This is a genomic window from Roseovarius faecimaris, assembly GCF_009762325.1.
Taxonomy (GTDB): Bacteria; Pseudomonadota; Alphaproteobacteria; order Rhodobacterales; family Rhodobacteraceae; genus Roseovarius; species Roseovarius faecimaris.
On the sequence record NZ_CP034348.1, the window covers coordinates 2,661,514 to 2,682,009 of the forward strand.

The window sequence follows — 20,496 nt, forward strand, 5'->3', positions numbered from 1 at the left end:
AACGAAACCTCGACAAGGAGAACGTCGATGTCATTCACTCCACTCCACGACCGGGTTCTTGTTCGTCGCATTGAAGGCGATGAGACGACGAAGGGAGGTCTCATCATTCCCGATACCGCTAAGGGGAAACCTCAAGAAGGCGAAGTCGTCTCCGTTGGCGCGGGCGGAAGACGCGAGGACGGCGAGCGCATCCCGATGGACGTGAAATCCGGCGACCGGATCCTGTTTGGAAAATGGTCTGGATCAGAGATCAAACTCGATGGCGAAGACTTTATGATCATGAAGAAGAGCGACATTCACGGCGTGATCGCATGAGTCCATAATCCCTCATTGCACCCTCAGTCCAAGGAACCCAAGAAATGTCCGCAAAAGAAGTTCGGTTTAGTACCGACGCCCGCGACCGCATGCTGAAAGGCATCAACACTCTGGCCAACGCCGTGAAGATCACCCTTGGACCCAAGGGCCGGAACGTCATTCTCGATAAATCCTGGGGTGCGCCACGCATCACCAAGGATGGTGTGACCGTTGCCAAGGAAATCGAGCTGTCGGATCATTTCGAGAATATGGGAGCGCAGATGGTCAAGGAAGTCGCGCAGCGCACCAATGACGAGGCTGGCGACGGCACCTCGACCGCCACCGTGCTCGCCCATGCGATTGTCCGGGAGGGCATGAAGTCGGTCGCGGCCGGCATGAACCCGATGGATCTCAAGCGCGGGATCGACAAGGCCGTTGCCGCGGTTGTCGCCGAGATCAAGACAATGTCCCGACCGGTCGGCGACAGCGACGAGATCGCGAAGGTCGGCTCCATTTCGGCAAACGGAGAGGTCGCGATCGGCCGCCAGATCGCCGATGCGATGGCCAAGGTCGGAAATGAAGGCGTGATCACCGTCGAGGAGAACAAGGGGCTGGAGACCGAGACTAAAGTGGTCGAGGGCATGCAGTTCGACCGCGGCTATCTGAGCCCCTATTTCATCACGAACGCGCAGAAGATGGTCGTCGAGCAGGATGACTGCGTCATCCTGCTTCACGAAAAGAAACTGACCACCCTCGCATCCATGGTGCCTCTGCTCGAGGCGGTGATGGAGGCCGAAAAGCAACTTCTGATCGTGGCCGAGGACATCGAGGGCGACGCGCTGGCGATGCTGGTCGTCAACAAGCTGCGCGGCGGCTTGAAGGTGGCGGCCGTCAAGGCGCCCGGCTTCGGGGATCGCCGCAATGCGATGATGGAAGACCTCGCCGTGCTGACGGGCGGTCAGGTGATTTCCGTGGATATGGGCACCAAGCTGGAGAATGTCACCATGGACATGCTCGGCACGGCGAAGAAGGTCGCAATCACCAAGGATCACACGACGATCATCGACGGTGCCGGCGAGAAGGACGCGATCGCGGCGCGCGTCACCCAGATACAGGCGCAGATCGAGGACACCACCTCGGACTACGACAAGGAGAAACTGCAGGAAAGTCTGGCCAAGCTTGTCGGCGGCATTGCCGTGATCCGGGTCGGCGGGGCAACTGAGATCGAGGTGAAGGAGCGCAAGGACCGCGTCGACGACGCGCTGAACGCCACCCGCGCTGCGGTTCAGGAAGGTGTCGTGCCCGGCGGCGGCGTGGCCCTGGTTCATGCCGGCAAGGTGCTGGCGACGCTGAAGGGCGAGAACGGCGATCAGAATGCCGGCATCAAGATCGTCCGGCGCGCGATCCAGGCACCATTGCGCCAGATTGCCGAAAATGCCGGGGTCGACGGATCGGTCGTTGTTGGCAAGGTCATCGAGAACGACAGCCGGAGCTTCGGTTTCGACGCGCAAGCCGAGGAGTACGTCGACATGCTGAAGGCCGGCGTTATCGATCCGACGAAAGTCGTTCGGATCGCACTGGAAAACGCCGCGTCCATTGCCGGGCTATTGATCACGACCGAGGCGATGGTCGCGCAAAAGCCCGAAAAGGGCGGCGCCGGTAACGAAATGGCCGATATGGGTGGAATGGGCGGAATGATGTGAATGGGCGGGGCCTGTGCGCAGGAGCCTCGGGACGAGAAATCACATTCCCGATGGACATGAACACCGATCTAGTCAGCACAATAATTCACAATAGGAGAAACGGAAATGACCAAAGGCAACAAGCAACGCGGCAACCGCGAAGCGAAAAAGCCTAAGAAGGTGAAGGAAAAGGTCGTTGCAACAGCCGACTTCACGAAGGGCAAAACCTTGACCAATCTAGGCGAGCACAAGAAGAAATAGGTAGAGGGCCAAGTGATTGGCTATCAGTGAATATTGGCTATCACTGAATACGGAGCCTGATGGCGGCGGGAGACGACGCGCATAACACTTTGGCAGAGCTTCCGCTGCGCAAGGCTGCACCTATGAGACGAGAAGCACCGGAGATTTCTTTCATTCGCGGGGGCCCGGACGCTTGCCGCCTGAGCCGTACGCGACGCGGCTGAGGCGCCGGCAACTGCGTCTCGTGGTCAACGCATCCGCGTTGCGATGACAAAGACTCTGTCGACCCGAAAAGGTATGCTTCTCCCGTGATCGATACTCATCAAGGCCTGCCCCACGAGGCAGCCGACAGCATAACGAAACCATTCGCACGCTTCCTGAAGATCGAAGCGGCAGCTGGTGGACTCCTGCTCCTGGCTGTTCTGCTGGCTTTGGGGCTGGCCAACTCGCCGTGGCAAGAAGGCTTTCTGCGTTTCTGGGAGACCCCCATCGGCCTCACATTCGGCTCGTTGGATTTCACCCGCTCTCTGCGGCACTGGATCAACGACGGTCTGATGACCCTTTTCTTCTTCGTGCTTTCTCTGGAACTCAAGCGCGAGTTGGTGCTGGGCGAATTGCGAAACCCTCGACAGGCCGCCCTGCCGTTCGCAGGCGCCCTGGGTGGCATGGTCGTGCCGGTCTCTCTGTATCTTGTGCTGATGTCCGGCCAGCCCGGCATACATGGCTGGGGAACCGTGATGGCAACCGATACGGCCTTCGTGATCGGGTGCCTGGCGCTCTTCGGAAGCCGGATCCCGCCCACCTTGCGATTGTTCCTGCTGTCTCTGGCCATCTTTGACGACGTCGGCGCAATCCTTGTGGTCGCCTTCGGTTACGGTGAGGCGTTGAACTGGTCGGCTCTCGGATTGGGCTTTCTGGGGATTGGTATCGTCGCAGGCGCGTCGCGCCTCGGGATCAGAAGCGTACCGGTCTATTTCCTTCTGGGAGCGGCAGTCTGGTTATGCTTCGACGCTTCTGGCGTCCACGCGACCATTGCAGGTGTCATTCTGGGCTTGATGACGCCAACGCGCATATGGGTGAGCGATGCCCGCCTGCGTGCAATCCTTGGGCGGGTACTCGCCGTTCCGGCCGGCGATCGTCGACATGGAGATGCCGCAAGCCACCGCGACCTGCGTCAAGCCGGCAGAGCGGTCACTGAGTCGCTCTCACCAGTCGAACGGCTCGAGATGATGCTGCACCCCTGGGTCGGCTTTGCAATCATGCCGATCTTCGCACTGGCAAATGCCGGCATCAAGGTTGAGGGTGTCGATTTCGTACAACCGGTCTCGCTGGCGATCATTGTCGGCCTGGTGTTGGGAAAACCGATCGGCGTCTTCGTGTTCGGCTGGATTGCCGTACGATCCGGCCTGGCGCAACTCGCGCCGGGCTTGTCGTGGCCTTTCATTCTGGCTGGCTCTTTTCTGACTGGGATCGGTTTCACGATGTCATTGTTCATCGCAGGCCTCGCATTCGACAGTTACGTCCTGAATGCGGCAAAGTTGGGTATTCTCGGCGGATCGGCGCTTTCGGCGATACTCGGCATCTCGCTTCTGATTTGGCTCACATTGCGAATGAGGTGACGAAAACACACAGCCGATGCGCTGCGCGACCTCGTTCATGTACCCTTACTATCCATCGTCGATGTCGACGCCGATCAGTTCTGAGATGCTTTTCTGCCCAATGTTGCTGCAACAGCCGACGACGCAGCGCAACGTGCAGCAACTGCCCGTAAGGAAGGGAACACGAATTGGAACGACACGGGAACCGGTATGGGCCTTGGCTGGCTCTGCGCCCTGCTGATCCTCGTACTGGTGGTCGTGGCCATAGAGGCACCGATCAAACTTCTTCGACAATAGGCGCAAGCCGGACAGGGCGCCCCGCCGTCCAGACACCGAGCCTATGTTATACTGCGCATGCAGTAGTGAGGGCTGTTTATTGGGCGACCCTTAGGGGTGCAACCTAGGAGGACGAGAAGATGAATTGGAACGACATGGGCTTCGGAATGGGTTTCGGGATGGGGTTTGGCTGGCTGTTCGGCCTGTTGATCCTTGTGCTGGTGGTTTTGGCCATAGCGGCGCTGATCAAATATCTTCGGAAATAGGAAAAAGGACTTCGCAATGACCTACACGATCAATCGCGTGATCTCCGGCGCAGGTATCGACGACATTGACTCTCGTGCGCGCAAGGCGCTGGCGGATCAGGGTTTCGGCGTTCTGACCGAAATCGACGTCAAGGCGACGATGAAGAAGAAGCTGGATGTCGAGATGCCGGCCTATCGCATCCTCGGAGCCTGCAATCCGAAGATGGCGCATCACGCCATCGGGATCGAGCCGCGTGTGGGTGCGATGCTGCCGTGCAACGTCATCCTGCGCGAGGTCGAGGATGGCGTCGAGGTCAGCGCCATCGACCCGGTTGCGTCGATGCAGGCGATCGAGAACAGCGAACTTACGGCTGTTGCGGGCCAGGTCCGAGACCTTCTCGCGAAGGCCGTTGCCTCGATCTGAGGTGGGGTTGCGCGCAATCATCCTCGTGGTGATGGCGATCCTCGGGATCGCCGTGCTCGGTGCCTGGCTATTCGCGCCTTCTGCTTTCGACCAGGCACGCGGCCTGATGGACGGCGAGCGTCTGGAGATGCTGGTGGCGCGCGCCGGGATCTGGGGGCCGGTTCTGATCGTCACGCTCATGACCCTCGCGGTCGTTGCGAGCCCGGTCCCGAGCGCGCCCATCGCGCTGGCCGCCGGTGCGGCCTACGGGCATGTCTGGGGAACGGTGCAGGTCGTGATCGGCGCAGAACTCGGGGCACTGATCGCCTTCGGTCTCGCACGGGTGCTGGGGCATGATTTCCTGCGACGGGTCTTTGGTGACCGCGTCGATGCCGGGCTGCTCGGCTCGCAGACCGCGTTGACCGCGACGGTCTTCGCCAGCCGCCTGATGCCGTTCGTGTCTTTCGACATGATCAGCTACGCTGCGGGGCTCAGCCGCCTGCACGCCTGGCGGTTCGCCCTCGCCACGCTGGCCGGCATCATTCCGGCAAGCTTCCTGCTCGCGCATTTCGGCGGCGAGGCGGTTAGCGGAGACCTCGGGCGCGCGACATGGGCGGTGCTCGGACTTGGGCTCGTGACGGGCCTACCGCTGCTCTGGGTGGCGATGCGGAGAAAGCATGAAGAGAGCCTTCCCGACCAAAATTGGAAAGGGCTTGACCTTCCAACCGCTGGAGGTGGCAAGCTGAAAAATAGACCGAAAGGCTGACAGACCATGGAACACGATCACCACCACGCGGCACCCGACGTGCCCTCGGGGGCCGAGACGGCGAAAGACCCGGTCTGCGGGATGACGGTTGCAGTCAAGCCCGATGGACGTCACGCCGAGTTCCAGGGCGAGCCCTTCCATTTCTGTTCGGAGAAATGCCAGACGAAGTTCACGGCGGATCCGTGGTTCTATGCCTCGGGAAGGGCCGCCGGACAAAAGAAGGCCGCACCGGCCAACGTCCAGTACACCTGTCCGATGCACCCCGAGATTGTTCGGGATGCGCCGGGGTCATGCCCGATCTGCGGCATGGCGCTGGAACCGATGGTGCCGTCCGACGAGCCCAGCGAGGAGCTGACAGACTTCACACGCCGGATGTGGATCTCGGCTGCCGCCGCGGTGCCGCTTATTATCCTGACGATGGGTGAACTGGTGGCGCTGCCGGTGCGCGACTGGATCGGGCATCAGACGGCCAGCTATCTCGAGTTTCTGCTGGCCACGCCCATCATATTCTGGGCGGCGCTGCCATTTTTCCGGCGCGGCTGGGATTCGATCGTGAACCGAAGCCCGAACATGTGGACGCTGATCAGCATCGGCGTGGCGGCGGCATACCTTTACTCGCTCGTCGCCACGTTCCTGCCGGGGGTGTTTCCGGAACAGTACCGGATGGGGCACGGCGTGGGGACGTATTTCGAGGCGGCGGTTGTGATCGTGACGCTAGTCTTCGTGGGCCAGGTTCTCGAACTGCGCGCACGCGAGCGCACCGGGGATGCGATCCGCGCGCTCCTCGATCTCGCCCCAAAGACGGCGCGGCGTATCCTGCCAGACGGTACCGAATATGACGCGCCGCTGGAAAACATCATGGAGGGAGACCGGCTGCGCGTGCGACCCGGTGATGCGGTCCCGGTCGATGGGACGGTGATCGAGGGCCGGTCGTCGCTTGACGAGAGTATGCTGACGGGTGAGTCGATGCCCGTCGAGAAAGGCCCGGGCGATGCGGTGACCGGAGCGACGATCAACAAGAATGGCTCTCTGGTTATGGAGGCGGGAAAGGTCGGATCCGACACCGTGCTGGCGCAGATCGTCGCGATGGTGTCGAACGCGCGCCGCTCGCGCGCGCCGATCCAGGGTCTGGCTGACCGGGTGTCGGCGGTATTCGTGCCGACCGTGGTCGCCATAGCCGTCGTCGCCTTCATCGTCTGGCTGACCGTCGGCCCCGAGCCCGCGCTGGTCTTCGCGATCGCTTCGGCGGTGTCCGTCCTGATCATCGCCTGTCCCTGCGCGCTTGGGCTTGCGACGCCGATCTCGATCACAACGGCAGCAGGACGCGGGGCGCAGGCGGGCGTGCTGATCAAGGACGCCGAGGCGCTGGAACGCATGGCGGCCGTCGATACGCTCATCGTGGACAAGACCGGCACTCTGACCTTGGGCAAGCCGAAGCTGACGGACCTTATGGCGCTTGGCGACATCGCCGAGACCGACCTGCTTTCGCTGGCCGCAGCGCTGGAGCGCGGCTCGGAGCACCCTCTGGCCGAAGCGATCGTCGAGGGAGCCGAGACGCAGAGTGCCCCGCGTCAGGAGGCCACGGACTTCGGTGCCGTCACCGGCAAGGGCGTACAGGGCAGCGTCGGTGGGCGTGCGGTGGCGCTCGGCAACGCGGCGATGATGCGGGAGATGGGTCTGGATACGGGTGCGGCCGAGGCGCACGCCGACACCCTGCGCGCCGAGGGCAAGACGGCGATGTTCGTCGCTTTCGATGGCGCGCTCGTCGGCATCGTGGCGGTCGCCGACCCGATCAAGGACTCGACCGCACAGGCGATCCGCGAACTTCATGCCCAGGGTCTGAGGGTGATAATGGCGACGGGCGACAACGAGCGCACAGCGCAGGCAGTGGCAGGCAAGCTCGGGATCGACGAGGTGCGGGCGGGCGTGCTGCCCGAAGCCAAGAAGGTCCTTATCGACCAGTTGCGTCGAGAGGGCCACAAGATCGCAATGGCGGGCGACGGAGTGAACGACGCGCCCGCGCTGGCCGCCGCGGATGTCGGCATCGCGATGGGCACGGGCGCGGATGTGGCGATGGAAAGCGCCGGCATCACCCTGCTGGGCGGTGACCTGATGGGCATCGTCCGGGCGCGCAAGCTCGCACGCGCCACTTTGCGCAACATCAAGCAAAACCTGTTCTTCGCCTTCGCTTACAACGCGCTTGGTGTCCCCATCGCAGCAGGACTGCTCTACCCCGTCACCGGCCTTCTCCTGTCGCCGATGATCGCGGCGGCGGCCATGAGCCTGTCCTCCGTCTCGGTGATCACCAACGCCCTACGGCTCAGGCGGGTCAATCTCTGACCTGCCAGTCCATACATGCGAACTCGAAAGGAAACGCAGATGACCCAGAACGCTTTTTCCCGCCGCACGCTTCTGATTGGCGGCGCCGCGCTGGTGGCTGCATCGCCCTTCAGGACCCTGGCGCTAGGCGCCGGTCCGGCGATCCACGTGATGAAGGATCCGAACTGCGGCTGCTGCTCGGCCTGGATCGAGATACTCGAAAACGATGGTTTCGCCGTAACGACCGAGGCGAGCGCCGGGACGCTTCTGATGCGCTACAAGCTGGACAACGGCATCACGCAGGAGATGGTCTCCTGCCATACGGGGCGCGTGAATGGCTACATGATCGAGCGCCACGTCCCTGTTGCCGACATTCGCCGTCTGCTGGTGGAACGCCCCGACGCGGTGGGCCTCGCAGTGCCCGGCATGCCCTACGGCTCGCCCGGGATGGGGCCGGAAAGCGAGCGCGAGGCCTATGACGTGTTCCTGATCCAGCGCGACGGATCGACCGAGGTGTTCACCTGCTACGCTGCCGCGTGACCTTGAAGCTGCGATTCCGCTTCTGATCAGGGACGAGAACACAGGCGTGCCTGCTCCCGCATCACGGCGTAATCGCTCAGAATCTCGGCGTTGGCGGATCCGTCCGGCAGAAAAGCCAACTCCTTGGCCATTGCTCGTCCCCGATGAACACTACGAGGCCCCGAAGAGTCCAATCTGTGCCAGCGCATCGAAACACCCGCTAAGGAGTGCGAAATCACGCGATCTAAACATGAACACACACTGCACACGACACCGCGCAAGCCACTGATATTCTACCGGAATTGCCACCATCCATCACTGAACAGGCGCATAGCACGTCTTCGAACGACCGCTTCGAACCGGACTACAGACCTTGGTGCAGAGCGCAGCATTCGGTAGTATGGGCTCTCACTTAGCCTTCGCTGCAATCCACCTTAAGGTCCGCATTGCCGCCCATCACATGGAAAACCCGCTGCATCGAATAGAGTGGGGCCTCTGCGACCTAACAATTGCGGCGTTCCCTGGATCCACATACGTGTTGTTGCAGGAACTCGGCCTGCCACTCGATATGATCTACCGACCATAAAACGGAAATATGATCTGCGGATCATACGGCATGAAAGGCAATCGCCCGACGTCGTATGCCAGCAGCAATGGCATCTGCCAAAGGCTGTGGAAACCCATCCGGCAGGTCTGCTAGTGTCTTGTCCAAGGCGGGTTCAAGCTCAGACGCGACGCCCGACAAGACCTCTTCCGCCAGCGCCACACCAAAACCTGCCGCCTTCGCAGCCTGCGGGAAATGGCGCGGCACCACCTCATTGATCCGATAGTGCCCGTCGACCGCCATCGCGAGACGCATCCGGTTTTGGCGAATTTGACCGTCATCCACGGCTTTTTGTGCGCTCAGCACGTCATAAAGCGGGGTCAAAAGGAAACCGCCAGGGCGCAATGCAATACTGAAATTCTTGGCGTGCCCGTCCGTCGCGCCCAACAACCAAAACAGCACCTGCGCGCGGAAAAAGGCGCGTTGATCTTCGTCAGGGTCATCACTGCCCTGCAGCAGCCCGATCCCTTCGGTGATCCCTGGCCCGCCATCCATTTGGTATTTTTGACTGGGTGGGACTGAGAGCGCTTGGCAAAAGTCTTCCTGCGGGAGGCGGATCAACCGGCCATCTTTGGTCCAGCGCCGATCGAACCGGGTCACAACAAGGCTCCGCACGTCCTCGAAGTCGGCAATCTCGACTTCAGCCACATCCATGCCCATGGCCCGACAGAGGTTCATGCAGAAAAACTCGTTCTCAACACTGTCAGACAAATCGATCCCTGCGGGCAGAACGCCAAGCTGCGTCTTGAGGATATGGGTTGTTGGGGTGAGCCCCGATGGACGGATCCACGCGCCCTCGTGGCGTAGCAGCGCCATTTTTTCCTGCGCCCCTGCGATAGAAATGCGGAAGTCGTCTTCCTCATCTAAGCCTAGCGGAGCGTTTGCGAGGTTGCGTAACATATCCGCAACCTGTGCCTCTGAAACGGGCTCTCCCTCGAGTGCGCCAAACTCGGGGATCTCGCCCGAAACGAACTGCAAGGCCCCTACGCAATCGCGCCCGATTTTCTCCAGCATGTGCCAGGCGTCCGTACCGCCTGCACGCACCCGAGCGGCTACGCGTTCGCGTATCGCCTGATTGTCCGGCAGCAGGTTTTCCAAGTAGGCGATAACAGGGCCGCCCTGGTGTGCCACTTCACGCAAAGGCAGCGAAAGCGAGATGGGCATGGCATGTTCCCATGCCAACCATTCCGGATCATAGATAAAGCTGATCGCGCCTGAACCAGCGAGACGCAAAGCCCCCACCAACCGTCCGTTCAGAAGCACTTGCATCGTGCCGCTACGCCCGTGTTTGGCCATCAGAAGATATCCTCAATCTCAAGCGAGCCACCGCGTTCCACCAATCGGAACTCAAGCCCAAGTGCCGCCATAACAGCGAGCACTGTGGCGAGCTTGGCTCCCGCGTCGCCATTCTCGAGCGACGAAATCGTCGCGACGCGCAAATTCGTACGCGCGCTGATGTCGCTTTGGGTCCAGCCGCGCGCTTTGCGCGTCCGGCGAAGTGCCTCGCCGATCTGCTCGGCCGTTCGTGCTGTGAGGTCCATGATGTGGCTCCTTTTACGGCACAGCGTAAATTAAAACAAATTACGCTGCAACGTAAATATCTACTTTTTACGCCATGGCGTAACAATCGAGCCGCACTTATGCCTGCAGCCCCGCAGCGCGCACCTGCTCGGGCGTCACCAGCTTTGACGAGATCAAGCCCTCAATCTGCCGGTTTGTAATGTGGCGGCAAAGAGGGTGGCGTTCACGGATCCACTCGGCGAGGCTAGCGCGACCTTTGGCTTCGGCCTCTCGCGCCTTCTCCCGGTCCGCCTGTATCTGGGCAAGCCCCTTCTCCCATCGGCACATCTTGAACCAGTTGTCTGAGAAGCAGACCTTGCTGCGCGTGTATCCTTCGCTTTCCTTCGCATAGGCTTTGACCGCATGTTTCAGGTCATCGGGCTCCACACCGGCTTTCAATGCTGCAGCGATCAGGCGCAGACTGGTCCGCCGGTCTCGGATCCTGTCCTCGGGATACGCCGCCAAGATCTTCTCAGTTTCAAGAGCTTCAACCTCCACCTCCGCCGCCTCGCGCCTGCGCGTAGGTAGTTTATGGATGGTTTTAGGATGGTTTGGGGTCCACCGTGAACCCCGTACCCCGTTCACCGTGGACCCCGTGCCGGGTTCAGGCTGGACGGGGTTCACAGTGACCCCCGTCTCGATGTCGGGCTCAGCCGTGGGCTCGAGCGCGGCCACGCGTTCCAGAACGATGCGGTAAATGACGGTGTAGCCGTTCTTGCACTGCCGCCGCCCCGTCTCGATCAAAATGCCTTCGCGGAGGAAGTCGATGATGGTGCGCTTCACCGTGCTCTCGCTGAGCTCAGTGTGGCGCTGGATGGTCCCCTTGGAGCACCAGATGCCTGAGCCATCATCGCTCGCCTTATCGGCCAGGAACATGATGATCTGCTTGCGCGCGGCGCTGCCGAAGCGACGCTCTGCGCATTCATTTGCAACCGCCCAACTCATCGAATTATCCCAAGGTTAGAAACGATTTTGTGAGCATTCTGGCACGCAAACAGCGTTGAAACTTTCGCTTTTTGTTCACTTTTTGTCAGGAGGTGTTTTGCACCCATAAGCCGTTGTTTTTGCGACCGTTCTTTCTGGATTGCAAATCCGTGTACACCGGTTCGATTCCGGTACTCGCCTCCACAAGCTTCCTTAACAGAACAACGCGCCGAAGGCGCAGGAAACTCCGGGATCTCAGATCCGGGGCAGCCGCCAGGTTGGGGTCAGGCCGGATTGCTGACAGAAGGGCCGTGTATCGACGCCGGCGAAGAGCCCGTCGCGGGTCACCAGAACGGTGCGCCATCCGCGGGCCGCGGCGCCCAGAATGTCAGTATGCAGCGTATCGCCGCACAGCGCGATGCGATGCCTTTCGATACCGGGCAGCGAGGCTTCGACGATCTCGTAGGCTTCTGGAAAGGGCTTTCCGTAGAATCGGATATCGTCCAGCCCCTCATCGGCCAGCAGATGGCCATAATGGCCGGGTTCCAGCGAAAACCCATGATCGCGTGGCGCGGCCAGGTCGGCATTGGCGATGACCAGCGGGCGCGGCGCCGAAAGAAGGCTCTCGCGCAGAAGCGCCTGCTGCGCCTCGGTCCAGACTTCGGTTGACAGAAACAGCACGCCGTCGACGCGGGCATAATCGCGCGGATTGTCAGTGAGGCGCAGCGTGTCGACCGGAATATCGGAAAGATCATCCGACGGCGCCGCGATACAGCCCCAGAGGCCTGGTGTTAGTTCTGCGAGCGCGGCGTCCCGGCTGGTGACGATTTCCTCCTGCGTCACGGGCATGCCGAGTTTCTGAAACTTCGCCGTCGCGCCATCGTGGTTGTAGCTGGCGGCGTTCGACAGGATGCGAATGTGGCGCCCCCGCTCGCGCAGCTGACCAAGCCGGTCCGCGGCGCCCGGGATCGGCGTTTCACCCACATTAAGCACGCCGAACGCGTCGAACACGAAGGCGTCCACCTCTTCCGAAATATCCAGAAGCGAGCCGATATCGATGGTTTCAGCCCCGAACGTGGCCTCCGGCAACCGGTGCCGCACGGATTGATAGCGGTCGAAAATGCCGATGGCAGTGTCCATTTTCCGGGCCGGTCCTTGCTTGCGATCCTGGCCTAATGGTACCGCGATGCGGGGAAAATGGAAGAGAAAACAACAAAACGACAAAAAGGCTTATTCCCACAGAACGCGGCGCAGATGCGAGCATTTAAGGGAGACGACGGGGGAAACCCGGTTGTCCGGGCGCCATCAACGGCAGATAAAAATGTTGTTTTGGCGTTTTATTCAGGTATCGTCGACTCAAAGAGACAGGATTCTGATGGCATCCAAGAAGATCAGACGCCGCGACCTGATTCAGCAGGTCGTACAGGAACGAGGGGGAGTGAGCGTGGGGGCGCTGGCCGAAATGCTGGGTGTATCAACGCAGACGATCCGGCGCGATCTGGATATTCTGTGCGATTCCGAAGGGTTGCGCCGGGCGCATGGGCGGATCGAACTGGCCGAGGACCGGCTGAACACCCCGTTCGAACAGCGCGCGGGCACGAATATTGTCGGCAAACGCGCCATCGCCGATATCGCCGCGTCGCGAATCCCTGACGGCGCGACGCTCTTTATCTCGATTGGATCGACCGTTCTGAGCGTCGCCCGCGCCCTGCACCGGCGCAAGGAACTGACCGTTATCACCAACAATCTGAGCGCGGCGATGGCGCTGAGCGAAGAAGTGTCGAATCGCATCATCGTACCGGGCGGGGAAATCCGCCTGCCGGACCGCGATTTCGTGGGCGAGGAAGTGGTGGATTTCTTTTCGCATTACCGCGCAGAATACGCGATCTTCGGCACCGCCGGGATCGACCGCGAGGGCGGGCTTCTGGAGTTTCATCAGTCGGAGGTGCGGGCCACGGAACAGATGCGCAGGAACGCAACGCACTCTGTCCTCGTGATCGACCGAAGCAAGTTCGGGCGGCTCGCCCCGGCGGTGGGCTGCCATTTGTCCGACATCGACACCGTGATCTGCGACAGGCCTCCTGCTGCGGATTATGCAGAGCTGATCGAGGGGTTGCGGGATCAGTTCGTCTTTGCCGAGGAGGCCAGCCAGCAATGACCGAGTCCTTTGTCCGTGTCGATAACGTCGCCAAGCGCTGGAACGGGCAGCTTGGTGTGGAGCATATCGACCTCGACATTCCGCGCGGCGCGTTTGTTGCGCTTCTGGGTCCGTCGGGCTGTGGCAAATCAACGACGCTGCGTTTGCTCTCGGGGCTCGAATTGCCCGATGAGGGGTCAATCCACATTGACGGGCGCGAGGTGACACTGGCCGCGCCGTCCGAGCGCAACCTGTCCATGGTGTTCCAGTCCTACGCGCTGTTTCCGCATCTGAGCGTGGCCGAGAACGTGGTCTTCGGCCTCAAGGTGCGCCGGGTGGCGGCGGCAGAGCGGCGCGAGAAGCTCAAACGTGCGCTCGAGATAACCGGGCTGCTTGGTTATGAGGACCGCAAGCCGGGCGAGCTTTCGGGCGGGCAGCGTCAACGCGTGGCCCTGGCCCGTGCCATCGTCGCAAATCAGCCGCTTTGCCTGATGGACGAGCCGCTGAGCAATCTGGATGCCAAGCTGCGCGCCTCGGTGCGCAAGGATATCAAGAAGCTGCAGCTCGATCTGGGGATCACCGTGGTTTATGTGACCCATGACCAGACCGAGGCGATGTCGATGGCGGATATGGTCGTGCTGATGAAGGACGGCCGCATCCAGCAGACTGGTGCGCCCGAAGACCTCTATTACAAGCCCGCCAACACCTTTGTCGCCGAATTTGTCGGCTCGCCCCCGATGGCGCTGATCGACGGGTCGGCGCTACCGGGCTTTGACGGGGTGGCCTCCATCGGGCTGAGAGCCGAGAACGTCACCGTGGTCGAGCCGGGCACCGGGCGGCTGACCTGTCAGGTGTCGGAATGCGAATTCCTGGGCTCGGAGACCTTCATCGGCCTGTCACATCCGTCTGCCAAGGGTCTGACGGTCAGCATGCCGGGGCTCAAGCATATTCCGAATGGCGAGACATTGGAGATCACCTTCTCGGACAGCGACCTGCACTTTTTCGACAGTGCGGGCGAGAGGACAGAGCACAAAAAACACGCGACCGCGGACTGACGGCGCAAGAGGGACTAGACCATTCAAGGGAGGATCAAATGAAAACCATCAGACAACTCGGACTGGCAACCGTGGCATCTGCCGCGCTGGCCATCCCCGCTGCGGCGGAAACGGAACTGACGATGTATTACCCCATTGCTGTCGGCGGCGCGCTGACCGAGGTGGTGGACGGCATCGTGGCTGATTTCGAGGCGGCCAACCCCGATATCAAGGTGAACGCCATCTATTCGGGCAACTATGACGACACGCGCGTGCGCGCCCTGTCGGCGCTGGCCTCGGGCGAGCCTGCACAACTTGCCGTGATGTTCTCGATCGATGCCTATGACCTGATCGAGCAGGACCTGATCGTCGCCTTCGATGACATCGAGGGGGTCGATGCGGGCTGGCTTGACAGCTTCTATCCGGCACTGATGGCGAACGGCAAAATCGAGGGCAAGACCTGGGGCATTCCGTTCCAGCGTTCGACCATCGTGGCCTATTACAACAAGGACATGTTCCGCACCGCGGGGCTGGACCCGGAAAGCCCGCCCACGACCTGGGACGAGATGATTTCGATGGGCAAAGCCCTGACCAAGGACGGCACCTATGGGATCATGATCCCGTCGACCGGCTATCCCTACTGGATGTTCCAGGCGCTGGCGATCCAGAACGGCAAGGAAGTGATGTCAAACGACGGTCTGACGACCTATTTTGACGACCCCGCCGTCGTGGAAACGCTGGAATTCTGGAAATCCCTGTCGACCGAACATGGCGTGATGCCTGAAGGCACCGTGGAATGGGGCACCCTGCGCCAGGCCTTCCTGGAGGGCCAGACCGCGATGATGTGGCATTCGACCGGCAACCTGACAGCGGTCAAGAACAACGCGAGCTTTGATTTCGGCGTGGCCGAGCTGCCCGCGAATGTGCGCAAGGGCTCGCCCACCGGCGGCGGCAACTTCTATGTGTTCAAGGACACCACCCCCGAGGAGAAAGCCGCAGCGCTGAAACTGATCGAGTTCATGACCTCGCCCGAGCAGGCCGCCACCTGGTCGATCAAGACCGGCTATATGGGCGTGTCCGCGGCGGCCTATGAAACCGAGGCGCTGAAAAGCTACACCGCCGAGTTTCCGCCCGCTCTGGTCGCGCGCAATCAGCTTGAAAACGCCGTGGCCGAGTTCTCGACCTTCGAGACCGCCCGCGTGCGCGAGGGGCTGAACAACGCCATCCAGGCGGCGCTGACCGGCTCGAAATCCGCCGCCGATGCGCTGGCCGAAGCACAGGCCGCCGCCCAGCGCCTGCTGCGCGACTACCAGTAAACCGATCGCGGGTGCCCGGCCTCGGTCGGGCACCTGCCCTTCTTCACGGGCAGACCACGGATCATGTCAGAGCACATCAATCTCGAAAAGCGCAGACAGGCCATTTATGGCTGGCTCCTGCTGTCGCCGGCGATGATCCTGCTGACACTGTTCGCCTTCTATCCGTCCATCGCGACCCTTTGGTCGAGCCTGTTTTCCAGGGGCACCCGGCGCAAACCCTCCGAGTTCGTGGGGGGAGAGAATTACGCCGATCTGTTTGCCGATCCGGTGTTCTGGAAAGTGGTCACGAACAACCTGATCTATGCCGCGGCCACGATCCCCATCTCCATTGCCATCGCACTGGCCATGGCGCTCTGGGCCAACTCGAAAATCCCCGCGCGCGGCTTCGTGCGCACCGCCTATTTCACGCCCACTGTGCTGCCGATGATCGCGGCGGCCAATCTGTGGCTCTTTTTCTACACGCCGGGGCTGGGCGTGCTTGACCAGTTTTTCGGCCTCTTTGGCCTGCCCAGCATCAACTGGCTGGGTCAGCCGGAAACCGCACTCTGGGCCGTGATCATCGTGACGATCTGGAAAGAGGCCGGGTTCTTCATGATCTTCTATCTGGCCGCGCTTCAGACGATCCCGGAAGACCTGAAGGAAGCCGCCGATATCGAGGGCGCCAGCCGCTGGACCTATACAAGGCGGATCGTGCTGCCCTTGCTGATGCCGACAACGCTGTTCATCATGGTCAATGCGCTGATCAACTCGGTCAAGCTGATCGACCACCTGTTCATCCTGACCAAGGGCGGGCCCAATGACGCTTCCAAGCTGATCCTCTATTACATCTGGGAAATGGCCTTTGCCTTCTTCGACGCGCCCCATGCGGCGGCGATGACGATCCTGGTGCTGGTGGTGCTGGGTGTGGTCGCGGGCATCAAGTTCACCATTCTCGACAAGCGGACCCATTACCAATGAACCCGATCATGCGGCATATCGAAAGCATCGGCGCGCTGCTTCTGGCGGTGATCTGGATTTCGCCGCTGGTCTTTGCGTTCTGGGCGGCGTTTCACACCACGTCGGACGCGGTGAACTTCAACCTTGCAGCCCCCTGGACACTGGACAATTTCCGCACCGCCTGGGTCGGCGCGCCCTGGCTGAAGTATTTCCTCAACACCTTCCTTCTGGTGACGGTCATCCTGATCGGACAGTTCATCGTGACCACCTTGGCGGGCTTTGCCTTTGCGCAGGTGCGTTTTCCGGGGCGCGACTTTGTCTTCATCCTTGTGCTGATGCAGCTCTTCATCCTGCCTGAGGTGCTGATCGTGGAAAACTACGCCATGGTGTCGCGACTGGGCCTGTTCGACTCGATCCTCGGCGTGGGGATGCCCTATATGGCCTCGGCCTTTGGCATTTTCCTGATGCGGCAGGCCTTCAAGGGCGTGCCAATGGAGTTGCACGAGGCCGCGCGGGTGGAAGGGTGCGGCTGGTTCGGCATTCTCTGGCGGGTCTATGTGCCGCTCGCGCGTCCGACATATCTGGCCTATGCGCTGGTCTCGGTCTCGACCCATTGGAACAACTTTCTCTGGCCGCTCATCGTCACCAACTCGCCCGACACGCGGCCGCTGACGGTGGGGCTGTCGATCTTTGGCGCGCCCGAGAACGGCGTGGATATCTCGGTAATTTCGGCCGCGACGATGATGTCGGTGGCCCCGCTTCTGATCGCGTTCCTGGTGTTCCAGCGCCAGTTCGTCCAGGCCTTCCTGCGCGCCGGGATCAAGTGACGCCATGGCGCGGCTTCTCCAGCTCAGCGACCTGCATGTGGTGGCCCCGGGCCAGCTCTGTTCGGGTGTGCTGGACACATGCGCGCTGCTGCGGGCCGCGATTGACCGGCTGATTGCAATGCGGCCTGCGCTGGGGGCGCTCGATGGCGTGCTGATCACCGGCGATGTAAGCGATGACGGCTCGCCCGAAAGCTACGCTTTTGCCCGCGCCGAGCTGGACCGGCTCGGGCTTGCCCTGCTGCCGCTGCCGGGCAACCACGACAATCGCGCGGCCTTCCGCGCAGGGTTCGGCGATCTTGAGATCATGCCGGAACAGGGGCTGATCGACTGGGCGGCGGATGTGGCGGACTGCCGGGTGATCGGCCTCGACACGCTTGTCGAGGGACAGGGCGGCGGGCGCCTGCGCGCGGAAAGCCTTGATTTTCTGGCGGCCGAACTTGACATGGCGGGGGGGCGGCCCGTGATCGTGGCGCTGCATCATCCGCCCTTGCGCACGCGAATCCGCTTCATGGATGCGATCGGACTGGACAACGTCCCGGCTCTGGAAAAAGTGCTGGAGCGCGCGCCGCAGGACGTCACCGTGCTGGCCGGGCATGTGCACCGGGTGCATCTTGGGCGTGTCGGACGCCACAGCGTGATGACAGCACCTTCGGTCTGTTCGGCCTTTGCGCTGGATCTGCGCGCCAAGGCACCGGTGGGTTTTCTGAAAGGCCCGACAGGCTGTGCCGTGATCGAGACCGGGCCGGGAGGTACGTGGAGCGTTCTGCCGCTTGATCAGGCTGAAGGTCCATATCCGTTCTGATCGAAACCTGCATCAATCGGGTGCTTGGAAAAGGCAGCCTCGGGCAGCCGATAAGGCGACCTAAGGATCAGGACGCCGCCAGAGTCTCTTGTCTGGCGTCAGCAATCTGTTGGCGCACCCCTTGGCGGATGACCATGCTTTCGCGCTCGATCAGGTTGAGGCATTCGCGCGTGTTGGCCTGAAAGTCAACCAACTGCGAGATGATGGATTTCATGCTCTGCGCCTCGTTTCCGATCCGTGCGACCTCGATCTGTGACAGAACGCGCGTCATGTTCAGCCCCGACAGGATACGTTTGAGACAGACGCAGTTGAAAATGAACCGCTCCGCCTCATTGGAGATGCTGCGCAGGGCGTTGTCGGATTCAAGCCTGTAATCCGACATTTGTTTTTGCAGGCGTTCGACTTCTTCTTCCTTCGAGAGGCCGTTATCAAGCGGCTCTTCCCGCTCGAACTGCGCCAAGAGTTCCTTTTGCAGACTGCAGGTACAGCTCAGGAACAGGCCCGTCCTGATCTTTTCAAGCGCGGTGTCGGAACTGTCGAGGAAAACACGGATGCGTTCGTAAATTTCATCTGACAGGGTTGTATAATTCATCGAGATCACACTCAGCACCGCCGACTGATCGCCCAATTGCTCGGCCTGGATACGCATGTTGAGCGGGGTGGAGCGGATCGCCTCGAACTGTCTGACGATATCCTCGCCGGTGCGCCTTACGGTGCGCAGGGCATTGGTCATGGTGCTGAAGATGAAAGCGGCCTCGTCCCGCGGCTTTTTCAGCGCCTTGCTGCGCGCCTTGCTTTCCTGACGCGCGGCATGCGCCATGAAGCTTTCGTAATCAGGAAAGCCGAGCGCGTCCAGCCGCTCAATGAACACCTCAGCGCTCCTTTCCGGGGTCAACTGCTCTTCTTCTTCGCGCGCGAGCAGGGCGGCATATTCGGCCTTGATAAGCGAGAACACGTCGCTGGTAGGCTTCATCCGCACCGAAAGATAGCCCTCATCCATCGGGGTGACGATCGCGTAAACCCAGTAGAACAACCCCTCCTTGCTGCGGTTTTGCACATAGGTGCCCACCGGCTCACGCTTCTTGATCTTGTCCCACATGAGCCAGAAGGCCCCGCGCGGCATTTCAGGGTGCCGGATGATCTTGTGCGGTGCCCCGATCAACTCCTGCCAGCTATAGTCGCTGACCCGTTGAAACACCGAATTGCCGTATTGGATCACACCGCGCGCATCGGTACGGGAAAAGAACAACTCGTGAAGATAAAACCGCGCTTCGTTGGCGGCAAAGGAAACGTGGGCATCCGTGTCTGCAGTGGTCATCGTGCACTCGCTCTTGGTTTGCCGTCAGCCTTGGTGCAAAAACCTCAACAATTCTCTAAAGCCAGCCAAAAACCTGCAGAAAATCTCGGGGGACCGGATTTGCCGCCCCGCGCTCTCGCCAGAGCCCGGGGCGCGTGGACCAGCGGACCGGCTTACTGCGACAGCACCGCCGGCCAGTTGGCCTCGCCTTTGGCGATATTGCCGGGGATATCCGCGCTCCACAGCTCTCGGGCGCGCAGGGAATAGTTGAGATACAGTTTGCCGTCGTAAACCGACCAGGCATCGGGATCGGTGGGGGCTGTATAGCCACGCGAGACGGCGTAGGCGCAGTAGCCGCCGAACTGCGGTGCAAAGTCGGCGGGGGCGGCATCGAATGCCGCCTTGTTCTCGGCCGACGAGAAATGCCAGGTCGCGCCGTTATAGCTGCTTTTGTGGGTGTCATTGCCCTTCACCGGTTTGCCCTGGGTGAAATACGCAACCGGGTCATAACCGTTGATCGCCACGCTTTCGGTGGTGAAAACCTCGGGCTGGGCGGCAAAGGACGGGCGGCTGAAAAGCGCCAGGGCGGGCAGACTGGCGGCAGCGGTCAGAAAACGGCGGCGGGTGGGCATGAGCTCTCTCCATGATCGGGTTGTGTCGGTTTCCAACAGATTGGGAGAGCGGCCTCCTGCGCGCAATATCGGACACGCCCATGTG

21 protein-coding genes are annotated in these 20,496 nt (G+C 61.2%); 15 read left to right on the forward strand and 6 right to left on the reverse strand.

The annotated features are described in order from the left end of the window. Positions 1 to 27 precede the first annotated feature (27 nt). The 9 genes from EI983_RS13505 (at position 28) to EI983_RS13535 (ending at position 8,363) form a co-directional block, all read left to right on the forward strand. Positions 28 to 315: a co-chaperone GroES gene (locus EI983_RS13505; protein WP_157707892.1), complete on the forward strand. Its 288-nt coding sequence runs from the start codon at positions 28 to 30 to the stop codon at positions 313 to 315. A gap of 44 nt (positions 316 to 359) precedes the next feature. Continuing rightward, positions 360 to 1,997: a chaperonin GroEL gene (groL, locus tag EI983_RS13510; protein WP_157707893.1), complete on the forward strand. Its 1,638-nt coding sequence runs from the start codon at positions 360 to 362 to the stop codon at positions 1,995 to 1,997. Positions 1,998 to 2,102: 105 nt separating this feature from the next. Further along, positions 2,103 to 2,237, forward strand: a complete 135-nt coding sequence (locus EI983_RS19460; protein ID WP_263720905.1) for a hypothetical protein — start codon at positions 2,103 to 2,105, stop codon at positions 2,235 to 2,237. A 287-nt stretch (positions 2,238 to 2,524) separates the two neighbouring features. Next, positions 2,525 to 3,835 carry a Na+/H+ antiporter NhaA gene (nhaA, locus tag EI983_RS13515; RefSeq protein WP_157707894.1) on the forward strand — a complete coding sequence of 437 codons (1,311 nt, stop codon included), beginning with the start codon at positions 2,525 to 2,527 and terminating at the stop codon, positions 3,833 to 3,835. Positions 3,836 to 4,230: 395 nt separating this feature from the next. Beyond that, positions 4,231 to 4,356, forward strand: coding sequence for a hypothetical protein (locus tag EI983_RS19465; protein ID WP_268888901.1), 126 nt, complete (start codon positions 4,231 to 4,233; stop codon positions 4,354 to 4,356). A 16-nt stretch (positions 4,357 to 4,372) separates the two neighbouring features. Next, the gene (locus tag EI983_RS13520; protein WP_157707895.1) at positions 4,373 to 4,759 is read left to right on the forward strand and encodes a DUF302 domain-containing protein; all 387 of its coding nucleotides are present in this window, start codon (positions 4,373 to 4,375) and stop codon (positions 4,757 to 4,759) included. A gap of 1 nt (position 4,760) precedes the next feature. Beyond that, positions 4,761 to 5,504, forward strand: coding sequence for a TVP38/TMEM64 family protein (locus EI983_RS13525; RefSeq protein ID WP_157709098.1), 744 nt, complete (start codon positions 4,761 to 4,763; stop codon positions 5,502 to 5,504). Between the two features lie 6 nt (positions 5,505 to 5,510). Next, complete coding sequence (locus EI983_RS13530; RefSeq protein WP_157707896.1) at positions 5,511 to 7,844, forward strand: heavy metal translocating P-type ATPase; 2,334 nt, start codon at positions 5,511 to 5,513, stop codon at positions 7,842 to 7,844. 39 nt (positions 7,845 to 7,883) lie between these two features. Then, positions 7,884 to 8,363 carry a DUF411 domain-containing protein gene (locus EI983_RS13535; RefSeq protein WP_157707897.1) on the forward strand — a complete coding sequence of 160 codons (480 nt, stop codon included), beginning with the start codon at positions 7,884 to 7,886 and terminating at the stop codon, positions 8,361 to 8,363. A gap of 586 nt (positions 8,364 to 8,949) precedes the next feature. Here the strand turns inward: EI983_RS13535 and EI983_RS13540 are convergent. From EI983_RS13540 to EI983_RS13555, 4 genes are all read right to left on the reverse strand, one after another. Next, positions 8,950 to 10,242, reverse strand: coding sequence for a type II toxin-antitoxin system HipA family toxin (locus tag EI983_RS13540; protein ID WP_157707898.1), 1,293 nt, complete (start codon positions 10,240 to 10,242; stop codon positions 8,950 to 8,952). Next, the gene (locus EI983_RS13545) at positions 10,242 to 10,487 is read right to left on the reverse strand and encodes a helix-turn-helix domain-containing protein (RefSeq protein WP_025059995.1); all 246 of its coding nucleotides are present in this window, start codon (positions 10,485 to 10,487) and stop codon (positions 10,242 to 10,244) included. The genes EI983_RS13540 and EI983_RS13545 overlap by 1 nt, the downstream gene beginning before the upstream one ends. A gap of 97 nt (positions 10,488 to 10,584) precedes the next feature. After that, positions 10,585 to 11,451 (reverse strand): hypothetical protein, encoded by an 867-nt coding sequence (locus tag EI983_RS13550; RefSeq protein WP_157707899.1) that lies wholly within the window; start codon positions 11,449 to 11,451, stop codon positions 10,585 to 10,587. Positions 11,452 to 11,685: 234 nt separating this feature from the next. Beyond that, positions 11,686 to 12,570: an HAD-IIA family hydrolase gene (locus EI983_RS13555; protein WP_157707900.1), complete on the reverse strand. Its 885-nt coding sequence runs from the start codon at positions 12,568 to 12,570 to the stop codon at positions 11,686 to 11,688. 235 nt (positions 12,571 to 12,805) lie between these two features. On the opposite strand from EI983_RS13555, the gene EI983_RS13560 reads away from it, so the two are divergent. The 6 genes from EI983_RS13560 to EI983_RS13585 all read left to right on the forward strand — a co-directional run bounded on the left by EI983_RS13560 (position 12,806) and on the right by EI983_RS13585 (position 18,482). Next, complete coding sequence (locus EI983_RS13560; RefSeq protein WP_157707901.1) at positions 12,806 to 13,588, forward strand: DeoR/GlpR family DNA-binding transcription regulator; 783 nt, start codon at positions 12,806 to 12,808, stop codon at positions 13,586 to 13,588. Further along, a complete protein-coding gene (locus tag EI983_RS13565) occupies positions 13,585 to 14,622 on the forward strand; it encodes an ABC transporter ATP-binding protein (RefSeq protein ID WP_157707902.1) in 1,038 nt (345 codons plus the stop codon). The genes EI983_RS13560 and EI983_RS13565 overlap by 4 nt, the downstream gene beginning before the upstream one ends. A 38-nt stretch (positions 14,623 to 14,660) precedes the next feature. Next, positions 14,661 to 15,917: an ABC transporter substrate-binding protein gene (locus tag EI983_RS13570; protein ID WP_157707903.1), complete on the forward strand. Its 1,257-nt coding sequence runs from the start codon at positions 14,661 to 14,663 to the stop codon at positions 15,915 to 15,917. A gap of 63 nt (positions 15,918 to 15,980) precedes the next feature. Then, positions 15,981 to 16,874, forward strand: coding sequence for a carbohydrate ABC transporter permease (locus EI983_RS13575; RefSeq protein ID WP_157707904.1), 894 nt, complete (start codon positions 15,981 to 15,983; stop codon positions 16,872 to 16,874). An 8-nt stretch (positions 16,875 to 16,882) separates the two neighbouring features. Beyond that, on the forward strand, positions 16,883 to 17,680 hold the full coding sequence (locus tag EI983_RS13580) for a carbohydrate ABC transporter permease (protein WP_425500865.1): 798 nt from the start codon (positions 16,883 to 16,885) through the stop codon (positions 17,678 to 17,680). Positions 17,681 to 17,684: 4 nt separating this feature from the next. Next, positions 17,685 to 18,482, forward strand: coding sequence for a metallophosphoesterase (locus EI983_RS13585; RefSeq protein WP_157707906.1), 798 nt, complete (start codon positions 17,685 to 17,687; stop codon positions 18,480 to 18,482). A 67-nt stretch (positions 18,483 to 18,549) separates the two neighbouring features. On the opposite strand, the gene EI983_RS13590 is transcribed toward EI983_RS13585, so the two are convergent. Next, positions 18,550 to 19,800 carry a PAS domain-containing protein gene (locus tag EI983_RS13590; RefSeq protein ID WP_157707907.1) on the reverse strand — a complete coding sequence of 417 codons (1,251 nt, stop codon included), beginning with the start codon at positions 19,798 to 19,800 and terminating at the stop codon, positions 18,550 to 18,552. 152 nt (positions 19,801 to 19,952) lie between these two features. Further along, positions 19,953 to 20,411 (reverse strand): YHS domain-containing (seleno)protein, encoded by a 459-nt coding sequence (locus tag EI983_RS13595; RefSeq protein ID WP_157707908.1) that lies wholly within the window; start codon positions 20,409 to 20,411, stop codon positions 19,953 to 19,955. Positions 20,412 to 20,496: the final 85 nt, after the last annotated feature.